General features: G+C 40.9%; 13 protein-coding genes, 1 tRNA gene and 1 riboswitch. Of the genes, 4 read left to right on the top strand and 10 right to left on the bottom strand.

Annotated features, from left to right (window positions below):
* Nucleotides 1–9: 9 nt before the first annotated feature.
* Both C511_RS0106665 and asnA read right to left on the bottom strand, forming a co-directional pair.
* The gene (locus C511_RS0106665; protein WP_024996597.1) at nt 10–672 is read right to left on the bottom strand and encodes a uracil-DNA glycosylase; all 663 of its coding nucleotides are present in this window, start codon (nt 670–672) and stop codon (nt 10–12) included.
* Between the two features lie 11 nt (nt 673–683).
* Nucleotides 684–1,721: an aspartate--ammonia ligase gene (asnA, locus tag C511_RS0106660; RefSeq protein ID WP_024996596.1), complete on the bottom strand. Its 1,038-nt coding sequence runs from the start codon at nt 1,719–1,721 to the stop codon at nt 684–686.
* A 212-nt stretch (nt 1,722–1,933) separates the two neighbouring features.
* Here asnA and C511_RS0106655 point away from each other — a divergent pair.
* A tRNA-Arg gene (locus tag C511_RS0106655) sits at nt 1,934–2,006 on the top strand.
* A gap of 61 nt (nt 2,007–2,067) precedes the next feature.
* Here C511_RS0106655 and C511_RS0106650 read toward each other — a convergent pair.
* From C511_RS0106650 to lysS, 4 genes are all read right to left on the bottom strand, one after another.
* The gene (locus C511_RS0106650) at nt 2,068–2,808 is read right to left on the bottom strand and encodes an HAD-IA family hydrolase (protein WP_024996595.1); all 741 of its coding nucleotides are present in this window, start codon (nt 2,806–2,808) and stop codon (nt 2,068–2,070) included.
* A gap of 126 nt (nt 2,809–2,934) precedes the next feature.
* Nucleotides 2,935–4,272 carry a glucose-6-phosphate isomerase gene (locus C511_RS0106645; RefSeq protein ID WP_024996594.1) on the bottom strand — a complete coding sequence of 446 codons (1,338 nt, stop codon included), beginning with the start codon at nt 4,270–4,272 and terminating at the stop codon, nt 2,935–2,937.
* A gap of 82 nt (nt 4,273–4,354) precedes the next feature.
* The gene (locus tag C511_RS0106640; protein WP_024996593.1) at nt 4,355–5,350 is read right to left on the bottom strand and encodes an NAD(P)H-dependent glycerol-3-phosphate dehydrogenase; all 996 of its coding nucleotides are present in this window, start codon (nt 5,348–5,350) and stop codon (nt 4,355–4,357) included.
* Nucleotides 5,351–5,355: 5 nt separating this feature from the next.
* Nucleotides 5,356–7,092, bottom strand: coding sequence for a lysine--tRNA ligase (gene lysS, locus C511_RS0106635; RefSeq protein ID WP_024996592.1), 1,737 nt, complete (start codon nt 7,090–7,092; stop codon nt 5,356–5,358).
* 196 nt (nt 7,093–7,288) lie between these two features.
* Between lysS and C511_RS0106630 the strand changes: the two genes are divergently transcribed.
* Nucleotides 7,289–8,638, top strand: coding sequence for an MATE family efflux transporter (locus tag C511_RS0106630; protein ID WP_024996591.1), 1,350 nt, complete (start codon nt 7,289–7,291; stop codon nt 8,636–8,638).
* A gap of 5 nt (nt 8,639–8,643) precedes the next feature.
* On the opposite strand, the gene C511_RS0106625 is transcribed toward C511_RS0106630, so the two are convergent.
* From C511_RS0106625 to accC, 3 genes are read right to left on the bottom strand one after another with little or no spacing between them, the layout of a single operon-like run.
* Complete coding sequence (locus C511_RS0106625) at nt 8,644–10,173, bottom strand: acyl-CoA carboxylase subunit beta (protein ID WP_024996590.1); 1,530 nt, start codon at nt 10,171–10,173, stop codon at nt 8,644–8,646.
* A 4-nt stretch (nt 10,174–10,177) separates the two neighbouring features.
* On the bottom strand, nt 10,178–10,690 hold the full coding sequence (locus tag C511_RS0106620; RefSeq protein WP_024996589.1) for a biotin/lipoyl-containing protein: 513 nt from the start codon (nt 10,688–10,690) through the stop codon (nt 10,178–10,180).
* 10 nt (nt 10,691–10,700) lie between these two features.
* A complete protein-coding gene (gene accC, locus C511_RS0106615) occupies nt 10,701–12,212 on the bottom strand; it encodes an acetyl-CoA carboxylase biotin carboxylase subunit (RefSeq protein WP_024996588.1) in 1,512 nt (503 codons plus the stop codon).
* Between the two features lie 165 nt (nt 12,213–12,377).
* Nucleotides 12,378–12,555: riboswitch (cobalamin riboswitch) on the bottom strand.
* Nucleotides 12,556–12,635: 80 nt separating this feature from the next.
* Here accC and C511_RS0106610 point away from each other — a divergent pair.
* Nucleotides 12,636–13,265 carry a cytidylate kinase-like family protein gene (locus tag C511_RS0106610; RefSeq protein ID WP_024996587.1) on the top strand — a complete coding sequence of 210 codons (630 nt, stop codon included), beginning with the start codon at nt 12,636–12,638 and terminating at the stop codon, nt 13,263–13,265.
* An 843-nt stretch (nt 13,266–14,108) separates the two neighbouring features.
* Nucleotides 14,109–14,570, top strand: coding sequence for a hypothetical protein (locus C511_RS0106605; protein ID WP_024996586.1), 462 nt, complete (start codon nt 14,109–14,111; stop codon nt 14,568–14,570).
* A gap of 159 nt (nt 14,571–14,729) precedes the next feature.
* Here C511_RS0106605 and C511_RS0106600 read toward each other — a convergent pair whose 3' ends face one another.
* A complete protein-coding gene (locus C511_RS0106600) occupies nt 14,730–16,229 on the bottom strand; it encodes a reverse transcriptase domain-containing protein (protein WP_027317961.1) in 1,500 nt (499 codons plus the stop codon).
* Nucleotides 16,230–16,304: the final 75 nt, after the last annotated feature.

The following is a 16,304-nucleotide window of genomic DNA, read 5'->3' as shown; positions in this document are numbered from 1 at the left end:
GTATGGAAACTACCAGTTGATTTCTTCTTTACCGTTTGCTTTTAAGTAAGCATTGGTTTTGCTGAAATGTTTGTTGCCAAAGAATCCGTTGTAAGCTGATAAGGGCGATGGGTGAGCCGAAGCCAGAACGAGATGTTTGTTGCGGTCAATAAAAGCTCCCTTCTTTTGTGCGTATGCTCCCCATAAAATAAAAACCAGATGTTCTTTTTCTTCGGCAAGCAGTTTTATGGCTGCATCTGTAAACTCCTCCCATCCTTTTTTCTGGTGTGATCCGGCCTGATGTGCTCTGACTGTCAGCGTGGCATTTAGTAGCAGCACTCCTTGTTCTGCCCATCTGGTCAGATTACCGCTAGTGGGGGCATCGTGTCCGATGTCTGCTTTGATTTCTTTGAATATATTCATCAGAGAAGGCGGAAATTGTATTCCGTCATTGACCGAAAAACAGAGTCCGTGAGCTTGCCCGGGGCCGTGGTAAGGGTCTTGTCCGATGATGACAACTTTAACCTTGTCAAACGGACAGAGGTTGAAAGCGTTGAAAATCAGCTTCCCCGGAGGATAGATGGTATAATGAGTATACTCACTGCGCACAAAGTCAGTGAGTACACGAAAATAATCTTTTTCAAATTCAGGAGCCAGACGATTTTTCCAGCTCTCTTCTATTTGTACTTGCATGATTTACTTGTTTAAATCAGCGGCATATTAAGTGCTTCGCACTCTTTGCGCATGCTTTCGGGCCAGATGCTAGCCTGAATTTCACCGATGTGTGCTTTGCGCAAATAATACATACAAAGGCGAGACTGTCCGATACCGCCTCCTATTGATAATGGAAGTGTGTCATTCATCAATCGTTTGTGGAAGTAAAGATCAAGTCTTTTCTCTTCTCCTTCTTCCTTGAGCTGGCGTACTAAAGCCTCTTTGTCGACACGAATCCCCATAGACGATAATTCGATGGCTCTTTGCAATACATCGTTCCACAGTAGTAAATCGCCATTCAGTCCGGGATAACCGTTTAATCCTTTGCTGGAATAGTCATCGTAATCAGGAGCTCTGCCGTCATGTTTCTTACCGTCGCCCAATTGACCGCCTATACCGATAATAAATACCGCGCCATATTGTTTAGTAATGGCATTTTCCCTGTCTTTTGCTTCCATGTCGGGATACAACTGTCTGAGTTCTTCCGAGTGAATAAAGAACAACTCCTTGGGCAAGCAAGGCTTGATGACCGGATACATTTCATAAACCATGTATTCGGTACGGATCATAGCAGCGTATATACGGTTCACGATCTCTTTAAGAAAATCGATGTTTCTGTCTTCTTTGGTAATTACGCGTTCCCAATCCCACTGATCAACGTATAAAGAGTGAATATTACCAAGTTCTTCGTCGGCTCTGATAGCATTCATGTCGGTATATATTCCGTATCCCGGTTCAATGTGATAATCAGCCAACGTCATTCTTTTCCATTTAGCTAATGAATGTACCACTTCTGCCTGAGCGTCCTGAAGATCTTTAATCGGGAATGAAACAGCTCTTTCCACTCCGTTCAAATCATCATTAATCCCCATTCCTTTCAACACGAAAAGCGGTGCTGTAACCCTGCGCAAACGAAGTTCCGAAGATAGATTCAGTTGGAAAAACTCTTTGATTTGCTTTATTCCCAGTTCGGTTTGCTTCAGGTCAAGCAAAGGCCTGTAATTTGTTGGTTTTATTAGGTAACTCATAATATTTTAGTATCTTTAATTGTCGGCAAAGATAGAAATAATATTTATATCTGTTTGAATATTTGTTTAAAATACATTCTATTTGACTAAGATTAAGTCTATATGGTGTCAAAATAACATTTTGAAAGCCGTGAAATTCAGTCTGCTTAGTATAAAAACAAGTTTTTTACTAGGAAGAAGCGTATTTTTTTATAATTTTGCACTGCAATTAAGGCTTGGTAGCTTAGTGAATAGAGCGTCAGATTCCGGTTCTGAAGGTCGTGGGTTTGAGTCCCACCCAGGTCACATTAACTTTAATATCATGAAAATGAGGTGTTTACTTGTTTCTAGGTAAACACCTCTTTCTTTATAACTGTGTGGCTTGTAAAGCGCTGAACAGATCTTCCCACGCATCGCATAAGCTTTTCATGGATGGAAAAAGAAGATGTGCACCCGAATTCAACAGCACACTGGCATCGAGCGGACCCGTATTGACTGCAATGGTAAAGATGCCCGCTGCTACTCCGGCTTCCACTCCCAACGGTGCGTTTTCTATGACAATTGCTTCGTTGGGCTTTAATCCTCCTTTTTTCAAAGCCATCAGATAAGGCTCGGGATGCGGCTTGCCGTATTGTACATCAAAAGCCGTTACCATTAATTTTTCCTGAAACGTATCGGGGAAGTTTTCTTCCAGTCGGTTAAGCAGTGAGGCTTGACCCGAACCGGTTACCACTGTCGGCACCAGTTTATCTTCTTTTACTTTTCGGATGATTTCAGCAGCTCCATCCATACGTTTTGCTAACGGATGTTTGTTGAATTCAATGGTCTTATCTTTATAGATATCATGTATTTCTTCTTCTGTAGCATCACGTCCCAGTTGGCGTTGATATACCAAATTGATGGTTCCTGCACCGGTGCGTCCTTCGTGCATGTAAGCCTCAGTGTGACTCAATTCAAGTCCGCGGCTTGCCATTACTTTATGCCAGGCGTCAGCATGATATGGCATGGAATTAAACAACACCCCGTCCATGTCGAACAAAACCGACTTTAACTGAATGCGTGCGTGTTGGTTTTCGGCTAAATATTTCTTTATTTCTTCTTTAAACATACGACTTCTATAATTTTCTGCAAAGGTACGAATTATGTCAGTGGCTTCTGACGCTTTGAAAAAGAAAATCCTCTTGTGCTCGCTATCAGTTAACACAAGAGGATTATTTAATTAATGCTGTATCAATTACAGTCTTGACTGAATGGCTTTTGATTCTTCTTCATAACCCGGCTTGTTGAGTAGGGCAAACATATTCTTTTTGTATGCTTCAACACCCGGTTGGTTGAAAGGATTCACGCCAAGAAGATAGCCGCTTATGCCGCATGCCACCTCGAAGAAGTATAGCAACTCTCCGATGGTTTGTTCGCTAAGGTCGGCTATGCAAAGTCGCATGTTAGGAACACCACCGTCAACATGTGCCAACTGAGTGCCTAGCTCTGCCATTTTATTCACCTCGTCAACACGTTTTCCGGCAAGGAAGTTCAGACCGTCTAAGTTGGCCTCGTCAGAAGGAACCAATACCGTATGGTTTGTCTTTTCTACTGAAATAACAGTTTCAAAGATGGTTCTTTCACCTTCCTGAATCCATTGACCCATGGAATGAAGGTCAGTAGAAAAGTCTACTGCTGCAGGGAAAATACCTTTGTTTTCTTTTCCTTCAGATTCTCCGTAAAGCTGTTTCCACCATTCACTTACGTAGTGAAGTTTGGGGTTGAAGTTAACAAGAATCTCAATTTTCTTTCCGCTTTTATATAATTCATTGCGGGTAGCAGCGTAAATAGCGGCGGGGTTCTCAGCAAACGGCACGTCTGCTCCACATGCTTTTTCAGCTTCGCGAGCACCGGCCACCAATTTGTCGATGTTGAAACCTGCTACGGCAATAGGCAATAAACCTACCGGAGTAAGCACTGAAAAACGACCACCTACATTATCAGGGATGATGAATGATTTGTATCCTTCTTTGTCGGCTGTAACACGTGCAGCACCTTTTGATGCGTCAGTAATGGCAACGATAACTTTCTGTGCCATCTCTTTTCCGCGTTGATCTTCACATTGTTTTTTCAATATACGGAAAGCAAGAGCCGTTTCAGTAGTCGTTCCTGATTTAGAGATGTTGATGACTCCAAACTTCTTGTCTTGCAGGAAGTGAGTCAGCTCATACAAATAATCTTCGCCGATGTTGTGGCCGGCATAGATAATGCTAGGCGCACTTTTCTTGTCCTGCAACCAGGTAAAGCTGTTTGATAAAGCCTCAATTACTGCACGAGCGCCCAGATAACTGCCGCCGATACCTGCCACAATAACTACTTCGCAGTTCTCTCTCAAGACTTGAGCTGTAGCTTTGATATCTTCCAGATGCTCTTGTGTAATAGAAGAGGGGAGGTGCAACCATCCCAGGAAATCGTTTCCTTTTCCGGTTCCTTTCTCTAATGCATTTTGCGCTTCTTTAACAAGAGGCTCGTATGCAAAAACTTTTTCTCTGGATATGAATCCTAAAGTTTTTTCAATGTTCAAACTAATCATACTTTCTATTTTGTTTAAAGGTTGGTAATAAATAAAATAATACGGTTGAACCTGCTCCAGTTGATGCAACGAAAGGAGTACATTACCTGAACGAGTCTGTCAGTAATTTGATCTCTATCATCGGAGAAATACGTTCGTAAAGAATGTTGTAAACAGCATCAAGAATGGGCATATTCACATGGTGATGCTTGTTAATCTCTTTGATACACTTTGTTCCGTAATACCCTTCAGCTATCATTTCCATTTCTATTTGCGCACTTTTTACCGAATATCCTTTTCCAATCATGGTTCCGAAAGTCCGGTTGCGGCTAAAATTAGAGTAGCTGGTTACCAGTAGGTCTCCTAAATAAACAGAATCATCAACGTTTCTGTTCAGCGGATAAACAGTATTCAGGAAACGATTCATCTCTTGTACGGCGTTCGACATCAGAACCGCCTGAAAGTTATCACCGTATTTCAGTCCGCTACAAATACCGGCCGCAATGGCATACACGTTTTTGAGTACCGAACTGTATTCAACACCAATAACATCATCGCTGACAGATGTTTTGATAAAACTACTCGCCAATTTACGTGCAAAAAGTCTGGCTTTGTCCATATCGGGACAGGCTATAGTCAGGTAAGAAAGACGCTCAAGAGCAACCTCTTCCGCATGACACGGTCCGCCAAGAACGGCAATGTTTTCTTCGGGTACACCATATTCTTTGGTGAAGTATTCCGATACAATTAAATTGTCATCGGGAACAATACCTTTGATGGCGGTAATAATGAATTTATCTCTGATGCGAGTTTTAAGTTTCTTCAGATGAGCTTTCAGATAAGGAGAGGGGGTGACAAATACCAGTGTGTCAGACTCCCTTACGATGTCGTTGATATTCGAACTGAAATTAATCCGTTTCATATCGAACTTTACACCGGTTAGGTAGGCCGGGTTATGTCCCAGCCTTTTGAAATCGGCAATGCGGTCGTCTCGCCGCATATACCAATTGATTGAATCTTCCTGGGCCAATACCATTTTTGCAATGGCTGTAGCCCAGCTTCCTCCTCCCATTATAGCTATCTTGCCGGGTAGTTTCATTACAATTACGAATTAAGTCTTTGAATCCATTCGGCAACATCATTGACCGATGGGCTTGCTAACTCTAATTTGTATTTTTTGTTAATACCGCAAATGTCCTGATGCAACTTCTGCGGATTTACTTCTTTCAAATCATCAACCAGATTGTAACCGGCTTTCTGAATAACCGGAACCCAATCTTCACTGATGCCCAGTTCCGCATATTTGGATGCAGGATCTTTCTTGATAGTCTTTTCCGGACGCATTTGTGGGAAGAATAAAACTTCCTGTATGGTGGTTTGTCCGGTCATAAGCATGACAAGACGGTCCATCCCGATTCCCATTCCCGATGTAGGAGGCATTCCATACTCAAGTGCACGCACAAAGTCCATATCAATAAACATAGCTTCATCGTCACCCTTTTCGCTCAACTTAAGCTGATCCTGAAAACGTTCCAACTGATCGATTGGATCATTCAACTCAGAGTATGCATTACATAATTCTTTTCCGTTCACCATCAACTCGAAACGTTCCGTTAATTCAGGATTGTTACGGTGCTTTTTGGTCAGCGGTGACATTTCAACCGGATAGTCAATGATAAAGGTAGGCTGAATGTAATTACCTTCGCAGAACTCTCCGAATATTTCATCAATGAGTTTACCTTTACCCATTGTTTCATCAATCTCCATCTTCAGTTTTTTGCAAACCTCACGAATCTCTTCCTCGCCCTTACCCGATAAATCGTATCCGGTAAACTCTTTGATAGAGTCGAGCATGGTAACTCGTTTAAACGGAGTTTTGAAACTGATATCCTTATCACCTACTTTTAGTTCAGTGGTGCCGTTAACGTCCATACATATCTTCTCAAGCATCTGTTCGGTGAACTCCATCATCCAGTTGTAGTCCTTGTAAGCCACATAAATTTCCATGGCTGTAAACTCCGGATTGTGTGTACGGTCCATTCCTTCGTTACGGAAGTTCTTGGAGAATTCATATACCCCTTCAAAGCCACCTACGATCAATCTTTTGAGATACAACTCATCTGCAATACGCAGATACAAAGGAATGTCGAGAGCGTTGTGGTGAGTAATGAACGGACGAGCAGCCGCTCCACCGGGGATTGCCTGAAGTATAGGAGTTTCCACTTCCATGTAGCCTCTTACATTGAAGAACTCACGCATGGAAGAGTAAACCTTTGTTCTTTTGATGAAGATATCTTTAACACCCTCATTCACAACCAAGTCAACATAACGTTGACGGTAGCGCATTTCAGGATCCTCAAACGAATCGAATGCAACACCGTCTTTGTATTTAACGGTAGGAAGAGGTTTAATTGATTTGCCTAATACGGTTATTTTCTGCGCATGGATGCTGATTTCACCCATTTGCGTTTTGAATACGAAACCTTCAATACCGATGAAGTCACCCAAGTCGAGCAAGCGCTTGAATACAGTTGTATATAAGTCTTTGTTCTCTCCCGGACAAATATCGTCTCGGGTGATATATACCTGAATACGTCCTTTGGAATCTTGTAGCTCAATAAACGAAGCCTTACCCATCACACGACGACTCATCATACGTCCGGCAACCGACACCTTGCGCGGTTCACCTTCCTCGTTTTCATTGAATTCTTGTTTTATATCGGTAGAGTAAGCATTCGTTATATACTCGTCAGCAGGGTAGGGTTCAATACCCATTGCACGGAGCTCTTCCAGACTTTTTCGTCTGATAATCTCCTGTTCACTTAATTCTAATATGTTCATTTCGTTACGTATTAACTCAATTTCGCATGCAAAAATACGAAACATTTCTTATTTACGGCATTATTTTCGTGCTTAATTGATAAAACGAGCTATTTCCTGCTAACCTCTCATGAGCTTTCTGCAATGTGAAAGAATGTTTTTCTTTTTTAGTCCTTATTTAAATTCCGTACTTTTGCAGTCACAAAATTATTTATTTATGACTACTCAAAGAACTCCAACAGCGCTTGGTACAGAGAAAATCGGAAAATTGCTCATGCAATATTCAGTTCCGGCTATTATTGCCATGACGGCTTCTTCACTATACAATATGGTTGATAGCATCTTTATAGGACACGGAGTAGGATCTATGGCTATATCCGGGCTGGCTATTACGTTTCCTTTAATGAATTTAGCAGCAGCTTTCGGTTCTTTGGTCGGTGCCGGTGCCGCCACTTTAATATCAGTCAAGCTGGGACAAAAAGACTATGATACCGCTCAAAGAGTACTAGGTAATGTGGTGGTACTCAATATTATAATAGGCATCTTCTTTACTTTACTTACGTTGCTGTTTCTAGATCCCATACTTTACTTCTTTGGTGCCAGCGAGCAAACCATCGGGTATGCAAGAGATTTTATGCAGATTATATTGGCGGGTAATATTGTGACCCATCTATACATGGGGTTGAATGCTACGTTGCGTGCTGCCGGACATCCTAAGAAAGCCATGATGGCTACCGTTTCAACAGTTGTTATCAACGTGTTGCTGGCACCGCTGTTTATTTTTGTGTTAGGATGGGGTATCCGCGGAGCTGCCACTGCTACAGTCTTAGCACAATTTTTTGCTTTGCTTTGGCAATTGAAAGTATTCAGTAACCCAAACGAACTGTTGCATTTTCACAAAGGTATTTTTAGGCTACGTAAGAAGATCGTTCTTAATTCCTTAGCCATCGGTATGTCACCCTTCATGATGAACTTAGCCTCCTGCTTAATCGTTATCTTAATCAATCATGGTTTAAAGGAACATGGTGGAGACTTAGCTATCGGTGCATACGGAATTGTTAACCGGCTGGTCTTTCTTTTTGCCATGATTGTGATGGGGCTTAACCAAGGTATGCAGCCTATTGCAGGATATAATTACGGTGCTAAGTTGTATCCGCGTGTAACCGAAGTGCTTAAACTCACCATTTATGGAGCCACATTCGTTACCACAACCGGCTTCTTAATCGGTATGTTCATTCCTCATTTGGCCACTTCGATCTTTACCGGAGATGAAGAACTCATTGCGTTAGCTTCTCAAGGTTTGAGTATTGTGGTGACCTTCTTTCCTATCGTAGGATTCCAGATGGTTACTGCCAACTTCTTCCAAAGCATAGGAATGGCGGGTAAAGCGATTTTTCTTTCACTTACCCGCCAGTTATTGTTTTTAGTTCCTTGCCTGATCATCCTTCCTCAACACTTTGGAGCTGTCGGCGTATGGTCTAGTATGCCAACGGCCGATTTAGCGGCAAGTCTTGTATCAGGCTTTATGCTTTGGCGACAGTTCCGAAAATTCAAGAAGATGGCCTGACATGCTTATAAAGGCATGTTACCATGTTTCTTATGTGGATTGGTCACCACTTTGTTTTGAGTCATCTCAAGAGCCTGAATAAGTCTGATGCGAGTTTGCCGGGGCAGAATGATTTCATCAATGCTTCCTAGTTCGGCAGCCTGATAGGGCGTTGCGAACTTATTCTTGTAAGCATCCAACTCCTTTAGTCTGGTTGCTTCGTCGGCATTCCTGAACAGAATATTGATAGCTCCCTCTGCACCCATGACCGCGATCTCGGCTGTGGGGTAGGCGAAGTTCACGTCAGATCCGGTTAACTTACTGTTCATCACAATGTAAGCACCGCCGTAAGCCTTACGAGTAATCACAGAGATTTTAGGAACAGTCGCTTCAGCGTAAGCATAAACCATCTTTGCACCGTGACGGATAATACCGTTACTCTCTTGTGAATAACCGGGAAGAAAACCGGGAACATCAACGAACGTAACAATCGGAATATTGAAAGAGTCGCAGAAACGGATGAAACGAGCTGCTTTGTCAGACGCATTGATGTCGAGCACCCCTGCCAGATAGTTGGGCTGGTTGGCTACAATGCCAACCGATTGTCCGGCTAAACGTGCAAAACCGATTACGATGTTGCGGGCAAAGTCGGGCATGATTTCAAAAAAATACCGCTCATCAACAACACATTCGATGATTTGCTTGATGTCATACGGTTGATCGGGGTCATCGGGGATGATGTCTTGCAACTCCTCATTCTCCCTTTTGGGATCGTCAGTGTTGTGCTTAACGGGAGCATCCTCCATATTATTGGCCGGCAGAAAGCTGATTAATTCACGAATGGACATCAGCAACTCCTCTTCGGTATCACACACAAAATGAGTCACTCCGCTTTGCGAACCGTGCGTACTTGTTCCGCCAAGCTTCTCCTTATCAATCTCCTCATGAGTTACCGCCTTTACCACATCGGGACCGGTAATAAACATGTGGCTTTTCTCTTTCACCATGAAGATGAAATCGGTCAGAGCGGGAGAGTAGCACGCACCACCGGCACAAGGGCCTAATATGGCTGAGATTTGCGGAACCACCCCGCTTGCCATAATGTTCTGATAGAAAATCTCCGAATAACCGTTTAAACTCTCTATTCCCTCTTGAATACGGGCACCGCCCGAATCATTGAGAGCGATAACCGGCGCACCGTTTTTTAATGCAAGCTTTTGTACCTTAACAATCTTCTGAGCCGTTACTGCTCCGAGTGATCCGCCGTAAGCAGTAAAGTCATACGCATAAACAAACACCAGGCGTCCGTCTATTTTTCCGTACCCGCTAACCATGGCATCACCGGCCAGTTTGTTTTTCTCCATGCCGAAGTTGGTACAATGATGCGTAACCAGCTTATCCAGTTCCACAAAAGAATCTTTGTCAACCAACAGGTTAATGCGTTCACGAGCCGTCATCTTACCGGCTGCATGTTGTTTCTCAATCTTATCGGCCCCTCCGCCCAGTTCGGCTTTCCGGTTCTTCTCCTCAAAATCGTTATATTTCGTTGTATTCATCTTGTTATTCTTTAAATAAATCGAGTGTAATTAATACCTGGTTACTGTTGATTGTATCTCCTTCTTGCACCAAGATTTCTTTCACGGTTCCATTCGAGGAAGCCTTATAACTATTCTGCATTTTCATGGCTTCCACAATGATCAACACATCACCCGCCTTCACTTCCTGTCCTTTCGTAACAGGAATGCTGATCACTTTTCCGGCCATTGGCGAAGCAATTTTATCTTCGGGTGTTTCCGAAGTCTTTTTTCTCATTTGCAGATACTTGGCCTGACTGTCTACAATATTGACTTTAAACGAAGACATGTGTGTATCCACCTGATACGTTTTGCCGTCTTCCTGACGAATGAGTTGTGCGTTGAACGACTTTCCGTCGTGCAATATGGAACAAGAACCGTTTTCGGCCATTACTACATCTATTTCAAACTCTTTTCCGTCAATGCTTAGCACTACATTATTGCCATCTTTGCTGATTAATTGAATATCGGCTATTCTGTTTCCAATGTGTATTTCCATCTTTCACTGTTTAAATTCTTAATATACCTTTGTGCAAGCCGAATTCCCTCCACCTGCTTATGGGGCGATTGTCTGCCGACTGAGTAGAGTTCTCGTCCAGATTCATTAAATAATCAATGTAAGCTGCAATCATGGCTACATTTTCTTCTTCCTCGGTGTGTGTCGTAATGCCGATGTGTAAATGATCACTGTGTTTGGGAATAAAGCCGGTATCGTACTTCCCGTCGATAAAGTCCTCCGTTTCCACAATGCACCTCAGGTAGTTGATGTTTGTTTTTATACCGGTAATTTTATACTCATACAAAACACGTCGCATTCGTTCGATGGCATACTCCCGGGTAGTAGCCCAGACAATGAGCTTGCCAATCATCGGGTCATAGTAAACCGGTATTTCATACCCCTCGTATGCATAACTGTCAATGCGCACCCCGATGCCGTTGGGCTCAATTAACTGTTTGATAATGCCGGGCGACGGACGGAAGTTCTGTTCGGTGTCTTCGGCACATATCCGGCATTCAATGGCATGTCCGCGCTGTTTGATGTTGTTTTGCGAAAGACGCATCACCTGTCCGTCGGCAATGCGAATCTGTTCTTTCACCAAATCGACCCCTAAAACTTCTTCCGTAATGGGATGCTCCACCTGCAGGCGGGTATTCATTTCCAAGAAATAATACTGATGATGTTTGTCGACCAAAAACTCAATGGTACCCGCTCCTTCATAATTGACCGCTTTTGCAGCGGCCACCGCTTTCATTCCCATCTCCTGACGAATAGTCTCGTTGATGAATGGCGACGGACTTTCTTCTATTACTTTTTGATTTCTTCGTTGAATAGAACACTCCCGTTCACAAAGATGAATAACGTTTCCGTGCTTGTCACCCAAAATCTGGAATTCAATGTGGTGCGGCTCTTCTACGAACTTCTCCAGGTAAACCGTGTCGTCACCAAAAGAGGCCATTGCTTCTGACTTGGCCATGGTGTAAGCTTCTTCCACTTCGCTTTCCGAATGAATCAGCCTCATGCCTTTTCCGCCTCCACCCATGGAAGCCTTCAGCATCACCGGAAATCCGATCTGCTTGCAAAGGGTTATTGCCTCGTCTACACTTTTAAGATTATCTTGTGTGCCGGGCACAACAGGAACCCCCGCTTCTATCATTTTGATACGGGCAGCAATCTTGTCTCCCATCGCCTCCATTGTTTCCGGTTGCGGACCTATAAATACAATGTTCTCTTCCCTGCATCTTCTGGCAAAATCAGCATTTTCTGATAAAAAGCCATATCCCGGATGTATGGCATCCGCCTGACAAGCCTTGGCTACTTGAATGATTTTCTCTATATTCAGATAACTATCTTTTGCTGATGCACTGCCAATACAATATGCCTCGTCGGCATACAAAGTATGTCTTGCTGTTCTGTCGGCCTCGGAAAATACTGCAACCGATTGAATGCCCATTTCATAACAGGAGCGCATCACTCTGACTGCAATCTCACCTCTGTTGGCGATTAAGATTTTTCTAATCATATTTATTTGTTTGAGTTAATAAATATCTTTCTCACGTATCTAATAACACATTACGGGCTTCTTTGGATGTTTCTTGAGAAGTTTTTTTGAGAGGAAATAACAAAATGACACTATTTGGCGGGAGATACCATTGGATTTCCAGACATTAGCTTTATTCGCGAAGCATGTCAAAGCTCAATTAAGGCAGGTCTCCTGGCTAGCATAATTTACCATCCTTCCCGTTTGCACAGTGGATATTGAGCGGTAAACCGTGATCAGCTTACAGTTGCGCGTCAGCCCATGATTTTCACATGGTTCCCTATTCTCCCCGTTTTACCGGGGCACCTTAATGATAATGATGAGAAAGAACTTTGTCGGTGCAAAGATATGTATTTTTAGAAATTATCAGTAAGTTTGTAGCTGAACATGATAAAATAAAATGCTATGGGAGATAATTTTGTAATTAACATAGGCAGGCAACTGGGAAGTGGCGGCCGCGAGATAGGAGAGAAGTTGGCTGCTTCTCTGGAGATTTCTTTTTATGATAAAGAACTTATAAACTTGGCTTCCGAAGAAAGCGGCCTCTGTCGTGATTTCTTTGAAAAGGCAGACGAGAAACCTTCTCAACCGTTGATGAACGGATTGTTTGGTATGCGTTTCCCTTTTCCGAATGACAGCATTATGGCATGCAACAGCTGCCTGAGCAATGATGCCTTGTTTAAGGTTCAAAGCGATGTGATTCGCAAACTGGCCGCCGAAAAGTCGTGTTTGTTTGTGGGGCGATGTGCCGATTATATTTTGAGAGATCACCCCAGACACGTCAATGTGTTTGTTTCGGCTTCGCTTGACGACCGCATAGAGCGTTTGTGTCAAACCATGCACGTGGGTAAGGCTGAGGCCGAGGAACTGATTGAGCGTACAGATAAAAAAAGATCGGAATACTATAATTACTATAGCTACAAAACGTGGGGAGCTGCTGCTACCTACCATCTATGCATAGACTCTTCGGCTTTAGGAGTAGATGATACGGTTCTGTTCGTAGCCGAATTTGTGAAGAAGAAGTTGCAGCTGTAATTAGAACGTTCCGCTAGCTTGTTTTACAACTCTTCTCCCAGAGAAAAAAAAGTGTGTTTTACCATCACTTACCCTCACTAACTTGCTAAAACTACTTGCTGAAAGGCGTTTCGGGGTAGTGATGGTAAAATATGTCTACCACTAAAACGACTGTTTTACCCTCACTATCTATCACTTTTAACTAAGAGTATAGATTCATTAACTCCAATTTAACTAAAAAGACGACGACGTTTAGGCTATTTCGAGTGCTTTTTGATGAAAAACGGCAAAAAACCGTTCAGTCTCTGTTGGTTTGAATAGCATGGATTGGATAACAGATAATTGTGTGATTGTTGCAAACAAATAAAAGACCGGATTACTTGGAATTGACAGTATAATGTATTATCTTTGTACCTATAATCTTATAGTATATTCAAATTATTATAGGCGCAAAGGCAGGAGCTCAAACTCCTGCCTTTTTTCGTTATGTGCCGTTCATTTTTTCCCGGAGACGGTTGCTTATTGCCATTTGCACGGTAGCAAAAGGTCCGCGAGAAACCGTCTCACGGCCAAGAGACGGTTTCTCATGACCCAAAAGACGGTTTCTCTTTTCAAATTGCTCGTCATCTTTTTAAAATTGGTGGTTATGTTTTTCAAAAAGTTGGTTATGTTTTGCCAAAGTCTTGCTGATGATTGTTGCTCCCTGCTTTATTAGTTAATAATGTATAAACCTGCTCTTGACAAAAATCGGCCGAAGAGGGGTGAAAAATCGTGTTTTGGTAAAATTATTTCGATGAATTGCATTTGTGTTAGAAATATATTACCTATATTCGCACCATAAATCTTCTTTGAATCCATATCAATATGAAAAAGAAAGCATTAAAGAGAATCCAGTATGCTAACTTACCTGGAACCATTTTTGGGATTGTAGTCAGTACATGTCTTTTAGGTCTAATTTTATTTGAAATAGTAACCGGTGATAAAAATATGTCGGATAGTATTCTGATAGTCGGACTTGTATTTTTTGCCGCATGTTTACTCTTTTATTTGTGGCGACTGTTTGCGAAGAAACCATTGGTGCAATATATTAATATGAATGGTTGGGAATATCGACTGTTCCAAAAAACAAGCAAGTGGAAGTTTATTTGTGTAAGTGGTTTTGTGAATGCAGCGAAAAATAATTCTATTATTGTCGTTCTGTTTCTTTTTAATTTAATAGAGAATGATGCGTCTTATCTTAAACTACTACTTTTTATTTTAGGGATAAATGTAATATCAGCAATTCCATGGGGATATATGACCTATAAGAAATTTAGTTTAATTTGAAATAGATTTTGATATTATGTATTCCTCATATTTTAGAAGAGAGTTTATATCTATTGCAATCTTTGATACTAGTTATTCATCATAATACTTTATTTAGCTTATATTTTAATTAGACAGAGCTTCAGTATTAGTGATATCTTTATAATAGGCAATGGTCATTTAACTGTCGTAATATGAAAAAGAATTAGGATTCATTATCTTTTCAATACCTTCTCGCGTTAATCCTAACCTTAGTGCTTTGTAAATTCTTAGAAACGATGGTATTTGCATTAGGCCTTTCTTTCCAAATACTTCTTCATGTTTGCATTTTATTATTAAAGAATCTTTGTCGCAATTAAAAGGAAATTGATTTACGTTAAAATTAGGATTATGTTGTATTAATAATTTCTCTCTCTTTCTTATAACATTGATAATCGTTGATACTAGCCATTGATCTAGATATTTCATTTGGCTTTCATCTGTAATTAAAGGGTAAAAACTCATTATTCCTTTAAAAGATAGTCTTTTATAAGTTCCATTTACATATCTTCTTAATACGTTCTCTGTCATATTACCATATAAATATCTGCGGACCTGCATAATTGCAGTCATAAAGTCTCTATCAAGTCCATTAGAGGGTATCTTAATAGCTTTAAAAGGTTCTGATTTTATAGGCTGTATTAAATTTCTATACAAAAGATAAGAAATTTGCTTCTTTATCTTTTGTATAGAAGTATCTTTTATTCCTATATTTTCATACGAAATACGATATCCTAAAAATTCTATATATTCTTTTGTGCTTTGAAATTCGGATTCGAGTTCTTTACTTTGGAGTAAGTTTATGCCAGCGGACTTCTTTTTATTAATTCTTATACCAGATTCTTTTGAAAACTCAGATATAATATCAAAGGCTTTTGATATTTTTGCATACTCTTTAGACCAAATAATAGTATCATCTGCATATCGCGCAAACCTGATGCCTTCATTTTCTAAGCGGCGATCTAATTTCCAGCATACAAGATTTGCTAAAAATAAAGAGATTGAAGTTCCTTGAGGAATGCCAACCTCAAAATCATCAATAAATGCATGTATTATGTATTTGTCTAATTCACTTATTAAAAATGCATTTTCTTCAAACTGTTTAAATAAAAAATCATGATTTATGGAACCGAAAAAATCGCTAAAGTCAAATTCGGCAACGAATATTCTAGATACATTTGTTAGCTCATGAGCAATGTCTTGAATCGCAAAATGGATATTCCTGTCATTTCGATAAGCATAAGAAAGAGAGCTGAATCTGTGTTTGTTTTTGGATAAAAGATTATGGTAAAATCTATCAGAAACGGCAGCGTCTGGGATTTGATAGACTCTGATTTTACGGCTGCCTCCTCCCTTTTTTGGTATATTTTTTAAATAAGGAGGGTTTGGCTTATAGGAGTGCGTTAATATACTTTTGGAAATCGATTTAGCAATTTGCTTTCTTCTTTTTATGACATAAAATGGATTATGTTTTGAGTCACCATTCCACTCTTCAGGAATGTATATTTTTTTACGAGGCGCATCTTGAATACGCCTTCTGTTTCTTTTATAACTTAATTCTAAATGATTATGATATAGATGAAAAGATTCAGCCTTTTCTTTGGCTTCTTTTAATATATCTTGCAATATTATTTTTTCCATTATATTAAAAATTTAAAAAAAACAAAAAGCTCTTGATTAACAAGAGCTTTTCACGGGGAGAAAAAGTAAAAATAA

The sequence above is a fragment of the Bacteroides graminisolvens DSM 19988 = JCM 15093 genome (genome assembly GCF_000428125.1).
Taxonomy (GTDB): Bacteria; Bacteroidota; Bacteroidia; order Bacteroidales; family Bacteroidaceae; genus Bacteroides; species Bacteroides graminisolvens.
This window is presented reverse-complemented; position numbering and strand designations above follow the sequence as displayed.